Annotated in this window: 14 protein-coding genes and 3 pseudogenes; all 17 read left to right on the forward strand. The window is 41.3% G+C overall.

The annotated features are described in order from the left end of the window. The first annotated feature begins 67 nt into the window (after positions 1–67). Positions 68–352 (forward strand): hypothetical protein, encoded by a 285-nt coding sequence (locus GXP75_RS06170; RefSeq protein WP_242556374.1) that lies wholly within the window; start codon positions 68–70, stop codon positions 350–352. Positions 353–357: 5 nt separating this feature from the next. Further along, positions 358–504 (forward strand): annotated as a pseudogene (deoA, locus tag GXP75_RS06175) (pyrimidine-nucleoside phosphorylase); the annotation flags it as partial. 97 nt (positions 505–601) lie between these two features. Next, complete coding sequence (locus GXP75_RS06180; RefSeq protein ID WP_242556375.1) at positions 602–1,732, forward strand: hypothetical protein; 1,131 nt, start codon at positions 602–604, stop codon at positions 1,730–1,732. 71 nt (positions 1,733–1,803) lie between these two features. Further along, positions 1,804–2,034: a hypothetical protein gene (locus tag GXP75_RS06185; protein WP_199679966.1), complete on the forward strand. Its 231-nt coding sequence runs from the start codon at positions 1,804–1,806 to the stop codon at positions 2,032–2,034. Between the two features lie 70 nt (positions 2,035–2,104). After that, the gene (gene abnB, locus GXP75_RS06190; protein ID WP_242556376.1) at positions 2,105–3,523 is read left to right on the forward strand and encodes an arabinan endo-1,5-alpha-L-arabinosidase AbnB; all 1,419 of its coding nucleotides are present in this window, start codon (positions 2,105–2,107) and stop codon (positions 3,521–3,523) included. Positions 3,524–3,866: 343 nt separating this feature from the next. Next, positions 3,867–4,232, forward strand: a complete 366-nt coding sequence (locus tag GXP75_RS06195; protein WP_061572069.1) for a YwqH-like family protein — start codon at positions 3,867–3,869, stop codon at positions 4,230–4,232. 11 nt (positions 4,233–4,243) lie between these two features. After that, positions 4,244–4,513, forward strand: coding sequence for a YwqI/YxiC family protein (locus GXP75_RS06200; RefSeq protein ID WP_214915736.1), 270 nt, complete (start codon positions 4,244–4,246; stop codon positions 4,511–4,513). Positions 4,514–4,532: 19 nt separating this feature from the next. Next, complete coding sequence (locus GXP75_RS06205) at positions 4,533–6,233, forward strand: ribonuclease YeeF family protein (protein WP_242556377.1); 1,701 nt, start codon at positions 4,533–4,535, stop codon at positions 6,231–6,233. A 9-nt stretch (positions 6,234–6,242) separates the two neighbouring features. Continuing rightward, a complete protein-coding gene (locus tag GXP75_RS06210; RefSeq protein WP_242556378.1) occupies positions 6,243–6,524 on the forward strand; it encodes a hypothetical protein in 282 nt (93 codons plus the stop codon). 510 nt (positions 6,525–7,034) lie between these two features. Next, positions 7,035–7,266, forward strand: a pseudogene (locus tag GXP75_RS06215) (T7SS effector LXG polymorphic toxin); the annotation flags it as partial. 446 nt (positions 7,267–7,712) lie between these two features. Continuing rightward, on the forward strand, positions 7,713–8,645 hold the full coding sequence (locus tag GXP75_RS06220) for a DMT family transporter (protein WP_242556379.1): 933 nt from the start codon (positions 7,713–7,715) through the stop codon (positions 8,643–8,645). Continuing rightward, complete coding sequence (locus GXP75_RS06225) at positions 8,602–9,852, forward strand: ATP-grasp domain-containing protein (RefSeq protein ID WP_313897117.1); 1,251 nt, start codon at positions 8,602–8,604, stop codon at positions 9,850–9,852. The genes GXP75_RS06220 and GXP75_RS06225 overlap by 44 nt, the downstream gene beginning before the upstream one ends. Before the next feature lie 9 nt (positions 9,853–9,861). Continuing rightward, positions 9,862–10,458 (forward strand): type 2 periplasmic-binding domain-containing protein, encoded by a 597-nt coding sequence (locus GXP75_RS06230; RefSeq protein ID WP_214915757.1) that lies wholly within the window; start codon positions 9,862–9,864, stop codon positions 10,456–10,458. Beyond that, positions 10,439–11,665, forward strand: a complete 1,227-nt coding sequence (locus GXP75_RS06235; protein WP_214915759.1) for a DUF6421 family protein — start codon at positions 10,439–10,441, stop codon at positions 11,663–11,665. Before GXP75_RS06230 ends, GXP75_RS06235 begins: the two co-directional genes overlap by 20 nt. 14 nt (positions 11,666–11,679) lie before the next feature. Then, entirely contained in the window at positions 11,680–12,987 is a 1,308-nt protein-coding gene (locus tag GXP75_RS06240; RefSeq protein ID WP_242556381.1) for a valine--pyruvate transaminase, read from the forward strand. Positions 12,988–13,277: 290 nt separating this feature from the next. After that, a pseudogene (locus GXP75_RS06245) lies at positions 13,278–14,341 on the forward strand (PTS transporter subunit EIIB). Positions 14,342–14,358: 17 nt separating this feature from the next. After that, positions 14,359–15,768 carry an aryl-phospho-beta-d-glucosidase gene (gene bglH / locus GXP75_RS06250; protein WP_242556382.1) on the forward strand — a complete coding sequence of 470 codons (1,410 nt, stop codon included), beginning with the start codon at positions 14,359–14,361 and terminating at the stop codon, positions 15,766–15,768. Positions 15,769–15,850 lie beyond the last annotated feature (82 nt).

Here is a 15,850-nt window from a genome sequence, read left to right on the forward strand (position 1 = left end):
CTAGTAACTGAGTTTTATATTAAGTGTTTATGTCGCAGAAGTCAAAAGGTTTTTTACATTCTTTAGCATGGCAGATTGGTATCGTGATATAGAATCTTCACCATACAACATTCCAAAAGACAGCAGCATCAATGAACTGATCCATCACCCCGAGATTAATATCATTTTGAATCTGACCGTTCCTGAAATTCATGCGAAGCTTACAATAGCCGCGATGGAATCACCTATCCGTTTGAATGCGAAAACATCCGGCCGCGGTCTTGGACATATGGGAGGAACAATTGGCAAACTGGAAGCTATTGAAGGGTTTCTTTCACGTGGAACTTTCGAAACAAGACTATCAATCTTGTGAATAGCGACAAGGTTGAAAAAGGCGAACCTCTCGTTACGCTCTATGCCAACCGGGAAAAAGTCGTTGAAGTCATCTCGAAAGTATATGACAATATCCGTATCGCAGCGAAGGCGAAGGCGCCGAAGCTGATTCATACATTAATTAAGGAATAAAAAGATAAGACTAAAAAACAGATCGTGATTTGTAACGGTCTGTTTTTATTTTATTGTATAATTATGTTATTAATAAGGGTTAAAGGAGTTTTTTTGTTTGAATAGTTTAGACAGAATATTAACAATAGTCTCAGATCTTCGATTTTTCTATATTTTATTTATACCAGTGATAATTGAAAATTATTTTGCGCCTGATTTTCAGAGCAACTTTTTTGAGGCTCTCTTAAAATTATTTATTAATGTAATATTAATCCTGATTGTTTGTTTATTAATTTTTTTTCGTTGTAAATATATCTATACTATGTATACAACAAGTAACAAATTACTTGATTATTATTTTATTGATAACACTAAGGAGTACCAAAAAAAATTTAAAGAAATTAAACTTTCTATTACGACAACCTTTTTGGTTATTATTAATGTAATTATATTATATTTTCATCAAGATCATATATTTATGAAATACATTGAAGGCTTTTTGTGTTTCTATTTATTAATTACTTTTTTTAGGCACTTACAAAAAAGAAGTGAAAGTAATATTGAAAGAATAATAATTATTTTATTTAGACTAATATTCGAGCCACTGCTTCGGCTTTTATTAGTTCTGCAATTTTTTGAATACTTAGGTCAAATATCGGAAAAACTAAAAAATTCTATTCTTCCTTTTGTAATAGAAAATTTAAAAATTCACAATGGAAATCTGGTTATTTCAATCGAGGTTCTTATAAACACAATATTTTTTACATCAATACTTTTAGTTTTTTTGCTTGTATATATAGTTATCTTTCAACCGTCAATTAATTTGAATAAATACATAAATATTCTTAGCATGTTTAATTCAATTATTGTACTTGTTAATTTAGCTAATATGACTGTTAATATATTTGAATTTAATAAAATTCACTTAGAAGGGCTTTCAGTGCATGTTGCGATTATTAGTTTCCCTATAGTTACAAGTATTATGATAGTAAGGAATGTACTAGACCAACAAAAAAGAAAAAGAGAAAAAGTTGCAAAAAAATTGTTTATAAATGTGCTTAGAAAAATAAGTGACAAGCAAAAAAAGTCTAGTTTTAATATTGATACCTTAGTTTTAGAAATGAAAAAATGCTGTGTATTTGGTGGGGATAATTATATATTGTTGTTTTACAGTAATCCTAAAACAGAAAGTATTGTAAAAAGGCTAGAACATCAAAAGGAAGGAAATTCTTATATAAGAAACAAATAAAACTAATATATACCTCTCTTTAGATTGTGTCACTCGTTGAGAGTCAGAAGCATCTATGCTATTAATCCAGAATGTTTGGCCAAAGGATTCATTACGCCAATGGAAAAACAGAGGTGATTGAAGAAGGAGAAACCTCAAAAGGGTTGAACTATGAAGTAGAGGATATGCAAAATGCAGTCCTGCATCAAACAGGCAGCCAGACCATCAGTCTCTCCCTGGATGTCATGAGCATCATGGACAATGTAAGACAACAGTGGGGAATCACCTACCCGTTTGAATATGAAAACATCCGGCCTTCCTAAAGGGCCGGGTGTTCCTTCATAAAATGTAAACGCTTAAAAATTTTAAGAAAAAGAGAGGCGAACTGTTTAGATGTTGAACCGATTGTTCCGTGTATGTTTTCTTGGAGCCCTTATCATGGCTTTAACTCTGCCAAACCACGTCTATGCAAAAAAGGCTGAAAAACCAATTTTTAAAGAAGTAAGCGTCCATGACCCTTCAGTGATTCAGACAGATGGGATCTTTTACGTATTCGGCTCCCATTTAGCCTCCGCCAAATCAAAGAACCTCATGCAATGGCAGCAGTTGACCACAAGTGTAACGAACAAGAATCCTCTCATCCCGAATGTGTATGAAGAATTAAAAGAAACCTTCGAATGGGCGCAATCCGACACCTTGTGGGCCGCAGATGTCACACAGCTGGCAGACGGCAAATACTACATGTACTACAACGCCTGCCGCGGAGATTCACCACGATCGGCAATGGGTGTTGCCGTCGCTGACAACATCGAAGGCCCCTACAAAAACAAAGGCGTCTTTCTGAAATCAGGCATGGAAGGCACAAGCAATGACGGTACTCCATATGACGCAACCAAACATCCAAATGTCGTCGACCCCCATACCTTTTTCGACAAGGACGGCAAGCTATGGATGGTCTACGGCTCCTACTCAGGCGGTATTTTCATCTTAGAAATGAATCCAAAAACAGGCTTCCCGCTTCCGAACCAAGGCTACGGGAAGAAACTGCTCGGCGGTAACCACAGCCGAATCGAAGGCCCGTACATTCTCTACAACCCAGACACAAAATACTACTACATGTATCTATCATTTGGAGGACTTGACGCAACAGGCGGCTACAACATGCGCGTCGTCCGCTCCAAAAAACCAGACGGTCCGTACTACGATGCAGAAGGCCATAACATGATTGACGTTAAAGGAAAAGACGGCACCTTCTTCGACGACAAATCCATCGAACCGTACGGCGTTAAACTCATGGGCAGCTACTCATTCGCCACACAAAACGAAAAAGGAACCGGATACGTCTCGCCAGGCCACAACTCAGCGTACTACGATGAAAAAACCGGAAACTCCTATTTAATCTTCCACACGCGAGTCCCGGACAGAGGCGAAGAACACGAAGTCAGAGTCCACCAACTGTTCATGAACAAAGACGGCTGGCCGATTGCAGCACCGTATCGGTATGCGGGAGAAAAGCTGGAGAAAGTAAAGAAAAAGGATATCACAGGAAAATACCAAATCATTCAGCACGGAAAAGACATCTCAGCCGACATCAAAAAAACCATCAACATCCAGCTCAACAAAAACCACACCATTTCCGGGGAAATGACCGGGACTTGGGAGAAGACCGGGAAGAATGAAGCGGAAATCACGTTAGACGGCGTGAAATATGATGGATTGTTTGTGCGTCAGTGGGATTCTGTGAGAGAGAAGAATGTGATGACGTTTAGTGTGTTGAGTGGCAGCGGTGAGGCTGTTTGGGGATCTAAATAAGATGGAGAAGGCGCCTTCTATGGAAAGGCGCTTTTTTCAATTCGCACAAAACGTTTCCAGATTATAAATGTTTTATCACCTATATTGACTAGAAGAAACGGGGAAGGCAGAAAGCGAGAGAGAAGGGAGAAAGGGTATAAGACCTATATCTATAGTCCTTTTTTGTTGAATATCACTTCCGTTTATAGAGAATTGGCAGGTTTATGGAGATTTAGACCCTTTATATTTCTGTTTAACACAAACCCTTTTCCCTATTTATCCAATCTGACCCATCATGTAATATGAAAATAGTCTGTATTGTTAAGAATTAACACAGTTTGATAGAAACATGAGGGGTTGCGGCATGCATAGTGAAATGTTGTTACATTCGGTAAAAGCCGACTTACATGAAAAACAGGAACAGATCCATCAGTTAAAACGAGTGCTTCACGAAATCAGGCAAATCAAACATGATTTTTCTGAGGCTCAGCATCTCGTTCATCAGCCTCATCTTAACCGGAATGTATGGAGAGGAACACATGCTGAGCGGTTTGATGATATTCGTGAAGGAATGAGCAAATCGTATCAGCAAATCAAAAGCGAACAAGTCAGCGGAATCATCGAAAGCATAGAAGGAAAAATTCAGTCATTAGAGGGAGATATTTATTCCATAAGACGCCAAATCACAAGGATAGAGCATGAGATTGAGGAAGAAAAACATAAAAAGTGAGGTGATCGCAAATGGCACAGGAAATCAAAATGGTCTATGGAACCGTCACACAGGGACTCTCTCAGCTTAAGAACTCAGCTGAACTCAAGTCCTCCTTGCCCGGCCATATCTCAGGCAGAAACCATTTAGATGTTGTGAAATCAATCGAACAATTGAATGAGGACATCAAGAAACTCACTGAAACGTATGCGTCCGTTCTGGCCAAGCATATCGCACAAACGGAAAGTGCTGTAAACGCCATGAAGGAAACAGACGAGAACCTATCATCTTCCATGAAATAAAGCACGGGAGGACACAAGATTGAAAACATTAGATGTCCACGCTCTTCACGAGGGCATTCAGCATACCATTGAAAAACTAGACAAGCAAAAACAGCAGCTAGAGAAATTGGAAAAAAGCGTAGAGCATCTTGCTGGCATGAAGGATGCGTTAAAAGGAAAAGGCGGGGACGCTATCAGGACCTTCTATGAGGAGTGCCACAAGCCTTTTTTGCTTTTCTTCGGCATGTTTATTGACGAATACAAAAAAGTGCTGAAACAAACTCAGCATCGGATTTCCTCTGTAGAATCCGATTCCAATGGCATGATTGCGGAGGCTTTTCTATCGCACGATGCCAGACACGGGATCAAGCATGCTCGAGAAGTGACAGAGCAGCTGACAGACGCAGTAAATCGCCAGACATCAGCCATCGATCACATCGTCAGCCTGCCGACAGTCAATGACACCTTTTTTCGGATGGAAACAGAGCAGGCGGAACGGCACATCACAGACACCTTACATAAGCTCTTTCAATTTGACGGCCAGCAAACACAAGCACTAGAAACCGCAAAAACAGATTTTCAAACGATGAAAAAGTACATGGACCAGCTGCAAACGATGTACACAGGGCCAAAGATTGAGATCACAGGATACAAAAGCGGCTCCATTTTGAAATCACAGGAAGAAGAAAACATCAACCAAACCTTCGGCGCCATCAATCCGCAAATGAAACAGCCTGATGATTCACCGATGGAGTTGATGCTGAAGAAACTGGAGAAACATAAGCAATCAAACGTCGATACTGTGATAAAGGATGATAAACAACAGAAGATCGAGCGTGAGATTTATGGTGATGACAGTAACTTGACGGTACTGCAGAAAGAAGCAGCAGCCCACCCTAAAGTCTATGGAGACATCCGCGTGATAAATGATAAACTATATAATCATAAAGGGTTAAAAAAGATAGATACGATAGAAGTGATTGACGAGCTAGAAAGTGATACTGCAAGCATCGACTACGTCGGCGGCAAATATTATGTATATGAAACCGGTCAAATCGTACGAGAGTTCTACGCTGGAGGGAAAAAGCGGTTAGAAGAAGTTTCTTACATTCCAGAGGATAAAGTAGGCGGAGCTAAGCCACTTGATTCGTTTCTTGCCGGAACGCAGTACGAATTTATTGAGTGGGTAAGTCCTCAGGGTGCTGTTAAAAAGTTGGCTATTCGAGGCGGAAAACGTGTTGTCAAAACAGTTGCAAAGAATGAAATTAAGGGAGACGTTAAGAAGGTTGCTTCTAAGGGGACAGGTAAAAAATTTAGTAAAGATTATTCAACACGAATCGACAACAAGGTCAAAGAGGTCGAGAAAGTACCATTACCCGCCAGCCTTGCCAGTACGTTCAAAGATTCTCAATATAGAACTGTAATTACAAAAGAAAATATTAAAGTTTATAGAGCATTTGGTGGTTATGCAGATGCTGGAGGGACATTCGTTACTACAATCCCAGCTGGAAATAAAATCCAAACAAAAATTGATCTAGCGTTACTTCCAGAATGGAAAAATACGAGGAATTACGAAGCAGTAATAGAGGTACCTAAAGGAACAACATTGAATATCGGTAGAGCGGAAAAGCAGTATACTAAGTCAGGTAGTATATTACAAGGTGACGAAGACCAAGTTCTACTACCGTTAGATTATTCTTTAAAATGGATAAAAGAAATAAAACAAATACCTTCAAGATAGGAGTTTGTCATGAATAGCGAAACAGTCCAAAATCAAATCAAAAAAGTTATAGAATTAGTTTTAGAGAAAAAGAGACAGTGCGATCATAAATTCTTAGATACATTATTAAAAAGGCTAAGAGATACAAATAAAGCTTTAAATAATGAAAAATCTTTAGAAGTTATCAAAAAAAACAATACGATTAATGGGGCATTACGTGCTTACTTTGATACTAGCCTAGTTAAAAGTTATCAAGAACCTCTTGTAATTGAATTAGATAAATTAGAAGTTATGTTAAAGGAAAATGTATAGTGTTTTTAAATTAGCTGGGCAAGATATCTTTACATCTACTTCTTAGAAATTAGCTCTGTTAAAAAACTTAAACAAAATAACGAGAAAAATGAATATTATATAGAATTGCATGAAGAAATGATAGAAAAAGAATTTATGAGAGATATACAGATAATGAAGATCAAATTGTAAGAGATAAGTTAAATGAAATAGTAGAAGAGGAAAAATAGATGGAGGAATTCTGGAAGAAGTTTAGAAAAAAAGTTATGATTTTTTTCTCCCTATTTTTACTTTTTTCATGGACTCTGGCTATTTTCTTAATAGAAGGTTTTTCTTTACAAGAGAAATTAATAATGTATACAATTGGATTAATTATGATAATTTTTTGTTTAATGTTAGGTTTTATAGTAACAAATAAAATGCTCAATCGAAATTGAATTTTTCACCTCCAAAGGAGTGCCTTTGGAGTTTTTTTTATAAGTTCGTATCTACATTTTGAAATGAAAAGAATATCGAGAAACTCGCCAACGTATGCACCATCTGGCCAAGAAAAAACAGCAGCTGAAGAAATTAGAAAAAAGCGTAGAGCATCTTGCCGGCATGAAGGATTCGTTAAAAGGAAAAGGTGGGGACGCCATCCGGACCTTCTACGAGGAGTGCCACAAGCCTTTTTTTGCTTTTCTTCGGCATGTTTATCGACGAATACAAAAAAGTGCTGAAACAAACGCAGCATCGGGTTTCCTCTGTAGAGTCTGACTCCCATGATTCAAAATATACAGTAAAAGAACTAATTGAAGAATTTCTGGAAGATGTGAAGCAAATAGTTCTAAATTAAGTACGATTGAAAAATACCATCGTCTTGCTTGTGTTGATGCCATCCAACGCTAATTAAGAAATAGCAATATGTTTGAATGGGGTCTCAATCTATCAAAATGTAAAGGTTAAAAGATGTTTGATCATTGGTTGTTAAACACAAAGCACCTCAGGATTCGAAGGTAAGCCTGAACTTATTTAGTAAAAGAACGGCACTCAATCCGTTCTTTTTTCTTTTTCTGACATCTATGTAAAATTTATATTGACTGAATGTTGTAAAAAAGTTATAGTATTGCTTATTAATAATAGGTGGAAAATTAATTATTTTCTGATAAATATTACTTGCTTTTGAGTGTGGTTGACTACACAATCAGGGTGAAAAGGTGAAGGGGTCTTATGTCTAATCTCTTAAAGTATCGTGTGTATTTGCTTTTTTGTCTTGCGTGTTTAATAGGAGGAACGACGTGGGCTGTGCAGAAGGCGGGGTTGCAGGACAGTTTGCCGTTTTGGTCGGCGGGGATGCGGTTTTTGATCGCGAGTGTCTTGATTGCCGCTTTTCTTTTGATTCGCAAGCAATTTGTCGTGACGAAGGAATTGGTTGTTTTAGCGGTATTAAACGGCATTATGTATTTTTCTATCCCTTTTGGTTCAGTTTACTGGGCTTCTCAGTATTTGCCAAGCGGCTTAGTATCTATTTTAGCTGCAAGTATTTCTGTTTTTGCTCTGGTGATCAATCGAATTGTGAAGGGAACGCCCGCGACAGCCTTGCAGAAGTGGGGCATAGTGCTGGCCGTTATCGGGATGACAATTGTGTTTGGAAATCAGTTGTTTATTCAAGTGAATGTCATTGAAATTGTAGCGATGGCTGTGATTTTGTGTGCGATGGTCGGTTCTGCGTTTATTACCATTCAAGTTCAAAAAAGGATTCGGTCGCTCCCAGTTCTGAGTTTTAATTCAGTATCGATGTTAAGCGGGGGGCTTATTTTATTAATCAGCAGTTTATTGATAGAAGATGGCACTCGGACGTTTTCAAGCGTCAGTTTGTATGCTGTTCTGTATTTGGCTGTTGTGGGCTCTGTTTTAGGTTTTTGGATCAATATCTACCTCTTGAAGCATTGGCATATCTCAAAAGCAACGTCGCATTTATTTATTTCGCCAGTCATTGCTTTATATATCGGTTTTATCTTTTTACAAGAAGCCTTAAATCTGAATATCTATATCGGAACGTTTTTTGTCATAACTGGTGTGATGTGTATCAACCTGAGAAGAGAAAGGATTAAGAAGGATGACAACGTTACAAAAACACTTAGCAATCATGTGTCAAAATAAACAATTGCCTTTTATCTTTGAAGAAGCCGAAAACTTAGGTGTAAGGATCACTTTTTTTTATCCTGAGGATGAGGAGCATCCGGGACATCTCCCGGCAGTTGAGCGGTGTATTCCTCTTCCTATCTTTCAAGACGAAGCGTCTTCCATGGAAATCGTCAAAAAAGCAAATGAAGACGACCATTTTGACGGAGTCTTAACGCTTTTTGAACCGGCCTTAAACTTCACGGCAAAGGCGGCCGAGGAGCTCGGGCTTCGCCATTTGCCTTCACAGGTCATTGAAATTTGCCGTAATAAATATGCGACACGTCAAGTATTGAAGCGGCATCAGCTGAACACCCCTTTCTTTTATGAAATAAGTTCAGCGGCTGATATTGATGCAGGCGGGCTGACATTCCCTGTCGTTGTCAAACCGATTAACGGTTTTTCAAGCCAAGGGGTTGTCAGAGTAAATGACCAGGGCCAATTGAAGGAAGCGATCAGCAAGGTAGAAGCGATTAATCAAGGAGACTTAGGAAAATTTATTCAAGGCAATAGCGGCATCATTGTCGAGCAATTTATTGACGGGCCTGAATTTGTGATTGAAACGATGTCCATTCAGGGGAAAGTTCATGTGCTTTCCATTGGTTATAAAGGAGATTGTAAGGGGCCGTTCTTTGAAGAGGGTGTCTATATTGCGCCCGCCCGTTTAGAAGAGGAAAGCCGTCTTGCGATCACAGAAGAGGTGCGGAAGGCGGTATCCGCTCTTGGCATAGACAATGGCGCGGCTCATACAGAACTTCGTCTCGATCAAAGCGGGAAGCCTTTTGTGATTGAAGTAGCCCCCCGCATAGGCGGTTCGGGCATTTCCCACTTTATTGTGAAAGAGAGCACAGGCGTTAATTTTATGGAACTGATCATTCGAAACGCGTTTGGGCTGTTGTTTGAGGATGTGTTGGGCGGTCCGATTACGGCGTCAAAAACAGTCGGCAACTACATTATTCCTGTGCAGGGATCAGGTACGTTTGTGGAGGTTTCCGGTCTGGAAGACATTAAGCGCCAGTCTGAGGTGAAACGAGTATTCCAGTTCATTGAATCAGGCGCAGACATTTTGCCGTATCCGCATTTTTCCGGTTATCCGGGATTTATATTGACGAGCCATGATTCATATGAGGACTGTGACCGGTATTATCAAATGTTGGATAAAGAACTAACGATTCTTTATCAATAGGAGGCCAAAATGATTGTAACCGCGGAAGAAAAGAAATCAGTTACGCTGCAAAAGACAATTGTCCATACGTTAGGTCCCGAAGGCACTAATTGTGAAAAGGCCGGTTATCTTTGGCTTGAAAATCAGGGTCTGAAGGGTGAGGTACGGCTGTACGGCACTCTTGAGGAAGCGCTGATGCATGTGAAGGAGACGGAACATTCAGTACTTTTGGGGTGTGCTGTCTATCCGCTTTTACACAATGTCGTTTTTGAAAATCTGCTTGATATGGAAATTATCGATAGTTTTGTGATGCCTACCTATAGTATGGTTCTTGCCGCCAAACAGGGCATCGGCCATAAGGATATCGGAACAATTGCTTCCCACCCTGCGCCGGCTCATTTGGCGAAGCTTTTCAGCGATAATGTCCAATTAGTCAACAGCAATTCACAAGCCGCGCTGGATTGTTCGTCGGGCCATACAGATGCCTGCATTACCACACTCAAAGCCGCTGCGGAGAACCACTTACATGTTGTAAAAGACTTCGGCGAAGTGCCGATGTGCTTTACGATTCACGGGTTAAAGAATAAACCTGATATGGAGGATGACTATGCTGACAGTCACGAATGATCTAATTGAAACGGTAAAAACAAAAATTGTTCCTCTTGTACACGAAATTCAGCAGTACCAGCATTTCAAAGGACAGATTGAAAAACATGAGGACCGGGCAAAGCAGCTTCTTGTTGAACTGGTAAAAGACGCGAAAACGATCTGGCAATCGCTGCAGCTGGAAGAGGTCGGGGAAGCGTTTGAACAGGATGTATCTGATTGGATCAGCCGCGGTCTGAACGAAATGCCGTATTTTGACCGTACACTGACAGCATACCGTCCGCCAAATAATCATGAGACGACCTTTTTTCTGGCGCCGATTGTGACGCCAAACGGACCGCATAAGAAAGGCAGTTTTTTTGAAGCCTTTTTAGCGAGCCGAGAGGAGCCGGATATGATGATCCCGATTGAAGAAGAGCTGCCGCATCCGCAAAATGGCTGCCAATCATTAAAGCTCTTAGCAGGGTCAAAGGGATTCACCGAAGAAAAATGTATCGTATTTTTCCCGGAGAACGTCAAAACACGCGAGAAAATTACTTCTCAAACGTTTGCGATTTTCTATTTTAATAAATTTTATCAAATTTACAATGATGATACGCTGATCAGAGCACGTAATATATTTGAAAACATGACATTCAAGTCATCTGATATTAATCCTGAAGATACATATGAAGCGAGGGTGCTGTGGGGCTATCTGCATGACTATTATCACCACTGCGGAAATAAGCCTTTTAACAAACATATCCAAGCGAAAATGAACTTTTTTGCTGGAATATTAGAAGAAATTAAAGTAGATTGCCAGACGATCATCACTTTATTTGAGCGCAAATTTCCGTATTGGGAAGAAATCATTGAATTTGTCTTATTTGAACGGCTTCTGCGTTATCCGAGCCAGCATAATGCCGCGCAAAACTTTGATTCTGGCACAGGGTTTTTCTTATTCAGCTGGCTGATGGATAACAGCCAGTCGATTCAAAAAGGGCAAACCAAGCCTCTGTCTCTCGATCTTGAGCTATGTATCAATGATCTGAAAACACTGGTTGCCGAAATAGAAGAGCTGGAAGAAATTGAGGATGATTTGGACTATAAAAAGCAGGCCGAGCAATTTGTGAGACACTTCCTGCCTCCGGGCGCTGAGGGCGACCGCTTCAGCATTCCTGAACAGTATGTCATTTACAGCCGCAATGCCGCGATTGAGACGCCTTACTTAGTATTTAACCAAGATTAATAAAGAAAGCTGGAATGGAATTGAATCTAAAACTAAGTCAAATCGGACAAAAAATGAGCCGGAAAGTCGGAGTCAGGGCCATTATGGGAGACATACAGGAGGTGCTCGCCTCCGGCTCTGACCAATATACGAATCTGAGTGTGGGAAACCCAAGCATTCTGCCGGAAGTGACGGCAGTGTGGGAGTCTAAGCTGAAAGAGCTGCTTCTGGATGAAGCATTTTCTTCAATTATCAGCCAGTATGGGTCAAGCTACGGAACAGATGAGCTGATTGAGAGTGTCGTTCGATTCTTTAATAACGAATACGGCCTCACACTTGATCGGTCAAACGTGCTGATCACCGCCGGCAGCCAGAATTTGTTTTTTCTTGCCATTAATGCTTTTTGCGGAGTTGGAACAGACTCTAAATTGAAAAAGGCATTGATTCCGATGCTTCCTGATTACTCCGGTTATAGCGGTGTGGCGTTGGACGAGACGATGATAGAGGGCATTCCGCCAATCGTGTCTAAGCTGGATGACCACACATTTCGTTATGAATTAGACAAAGAGGCGTTTTTGGAAAAAATGTACAACGACCCGGATATCGGGGCTGTGGTTCTGTCACGGCCAAACAATCCATGCGGAAATATCCTTTCAGAGGAGGATATTGAAGCGATATCAAAGGTCTGCGGAGAGCTGAACATTCCGTGCCTTATTGATTCCGCTTATGCACCTCCATTTCCGGCTATCAATTTTGTTGAGATGGAGCCGGTGTTTCATGAATCTATTATTCACTGCCTGAGTATTTCCAAGACAGGCCTCGCCGGGGAAAGGGTTGGGATTGCGATTGGATCTGCCGCTTTTATTCAAGTTATGGAAGCTTTTCAATCGAATGCCTCCATTCATTCATCTAGGCTGGGCCAATGCATGGTGGCCGCCGCCATTAATGACGGAAGCCTTATGTCAGTATCCAAGACATCTATCAGGCCCTATTATAAGAAAAAATTTGCGGTGCTCGAAGAAGCGCTGATGAACGCCATGCCTCATGATAAAAAGTGGTTTTTACACAAAGGAGAAGGATCGCTATTCGCATGGATCTGGTTTGAAGACTTGCCGGTCGGTGACATGGAGTTATATGAAACATTGAAAGCGCATTATGTCATTGTTGTTCCGGGCTCTTCTTTTTTCCATAATAATACAAGCAAGCGAACAGACCATGAGCAGCGCTGTATCAGAATCAGCCTGACTGTTTCAGACGAAGAAATGAGAAAAGGAATTGAGACGTTAGCCGCTGTGGTATCAAGTATATATGACGCTCATAAAGAAAGCTTGAACATGATTTGACAGGAACAGATGATGTGAGAAACGTCATCTTTTTTGCTATGAAAGCGCTTACATAGTCAAACCCGCTACAAACCAATACAGCAATTCTCTAGGATTGCTACTGTGTAAACAGGCAAAACCTAAATTATGTCAGTGTGAGGGGCGACTCTCGTAAACTGCGTAATTTAGGTTTTTTTTATTTCAATGTTGGAGGTGATGCGGCATTTTATGTACTGACTCATATCAAAAAACCTGGAGAAAGGCGGCCACCTTCCATCCAGGTTATTCCCCAAAAAATAGGAGGTATACACATGGACTATCATAAAGTATCAAAAGAATATTACAACTTGTCGGCGGTGAGGAAAACATCCAGAGTGTGATCCATTGTATGACAAGGCTGCGTTTCAACCTTCATGACAATGCCAAAGCGGACCGGGGCCGTTTGGAGCAGATGGACGGCGTCATGGGCACGAACATCAGCGCGAACAATTCCAAATCATTATCGGACATAACGTGCCAAAGGTGTATAAAGCGTTATTAGAAAACAGCGGGCTCAGCGAGGAAAACACGAAGCGAGCATCAGGACAAAAAAAAGAATGTGCTGAGTGCCCTTTTTGATGTCGTTTCCGGAGTCTTTACACCGATTTTGCCGGCAGTTGCCAGAGCGGGGATGATTAAAGGGCTTCTCGCGTTAGCGGTGACATTTGGATGGATGGCGGAGACAAGCCAGGCTCACACCATTCTCACAGCTATAGGGGAACATTCTACTTCTTGCCGATGCTGCTTGCGGTGAGTGCGGCGAGAAAATTCGGAAGCAATCCGTATGTGGCGGCTGCCCGACAAACATTACTACTTTAATGGACATCACGGAGCCTGCGATGTACGGGGTAAATATGAGTCTGAAAAGACCGTTTGCGGCTGCTTTAATAGGCGGAGCATTTTACGGTGTGACGGGCGTTGCTTCTTATATTGTCGGCGGAAATGCGGGTTTCCAAGCATTCCGGTATTCATCGGATCAACGTTTTTGTATGCGGTGATAGGACTTGTGATTTCCTTCGCAGCGGGTACGGCTGCGGCGTATCTTATCGGCTTTGAGGATGTACAGGCGGATGGAAGCAATGAAACGGCACCGGAAATGAAAGTAGACGGTGAGATGATTCACAGTCCGATTAAAGGAGAAGTCAAAGCGTTAAGCGAAGTCAATGATAGTGTGTTTTCTGCAGAAATTATGGAAAAGGGCTTGCGATTGCCGGAAGAAGGGCTAGCCGCAGCTCCGGTGTCCGGCATTATCACCAACACAGATCAATATGCTGTCACAGCAGTGAAAGAAAGCGGCACAGTCAAAACAAATGAAGCGCTACTGGCGTTATCCTAAATATGAGGTGAAAAAACATGAGTGCACATGAAAAAAGATTTCCGGAAGGATTTTTATGGGGCGGCGCAGTTGCTGCCAACCAAGTTGAGGGAGCCTATAACCAAGGCGGCAAGGGACTTTCCACGGCGGACGTCTCCCCAAAAGGCATCATGTCCCCGTTTGATGAATCTAAGGATGCATTAAACCTTTATCATGCCGGCATTGATTTTTACCATCGCTATAAAGAGGATATCGCATTATTCGCTGAGATGGGTTTTAAAGCTTTCCGTACCTCCATTGCCTGGACAAGAATTTTTCCAAACGGTGATGAAGAAGAACCAAATGAAGAAGGACTGCAATTTTACGACAATGTCTTTGATGAACTGAAAAAACACAATATCGAACCTGTCATCACCATTTCTCACTATGAAATGCCGCTTGGCCTTGTGAAAAACTACGGCGGCTGGAAAAACCGTAAAGTGGTTGAGTTTTATGAGCGCTATGCCCGAACGGTTTTGAATCGTTATAAAGACAAAGTGAAGTATTGGATGACGTTTAATGAAATCAACGTTGTGCTTCATGCTCCGTTCACAGGCGGCGGTCTTGTGTTTCAAGAAGGAGGAAATAAGAAAAACGCAATGTACCAAGCGGCTCACCACCAATTCGTGGCAAGCGCGCTGGCGGTTAAGGCGGGACATGAAATTATCCCTGATTCACAAATCGGCTGTATGATTGCCGCCACAACAACCTATCCGATGACGCCAAAGCCGGAGGATGTGCTGGCTGCGCTTGAAAAGGAAAGAAGCACACTTTTCTTCTCTGACGTACAAGCAAGAGGCGCTTACCCAGGCTATATGAAACGCTTCTTTAAAGAGAATGATATCTCAATAGAGATGCATCCCGGGGATGAGAGGCTTCTGAAGGAACATACGGTTGATTACATCGGCTTCAGCTATTACATGTCCATGACAGCAAGCACCGACCCTGAGGATGTCGCGAAATCTGAAGGCAACCTGCTGGGCGGCGTCAAAAACCCTTATTTAAAATCATCAGAATGGGGCTGGCAGATTGACCCGAAAGGACTCAGAATTACGCTGAATACGTTATATGACCGTTACCAAAAACCGCTTTTCATCGTTGAAAACGGACTGGGCGCTGTTGATCAGATCGAAGAAGACGGTACCATTCAGGATGACTACCGAATCAACTATTTGCGCGATCATTTAATGGAAGCGAGAGAAGCCATCGCAGACGGCGTGGAATTAATCGGTTATACGTCATGGGGCCCGATTGATCTGATCAGTGCCTCAACTGCTGAGATGAAAAAACGGTACGGCTATATCTATGTCGATCGTGACAATGACGGAAATGGCACATGTAAGCGAATCAAAAAGAAGAGCTTCAACTGGTATCAGCAGGTCATCGCAACGAACGGAGAAAGTCTCTGACAACTTTATGAAAAAACATACACGGCAATTGACAATAACAGACAGCAGGCGGACAATAAAAGAGAAAGATGAACCACCCACA

Origin of the sequence: Bacillus sp. HU-1818 (genome assembly GCF_022695965.1) — a bacterium.
In the GTDB taxonomy this organism is placed as follows: Bacteria; Bacillota; Bacilli; order Bacillales; family Bacillaceae; genus Bacillus; species Bacillus atrophaeus.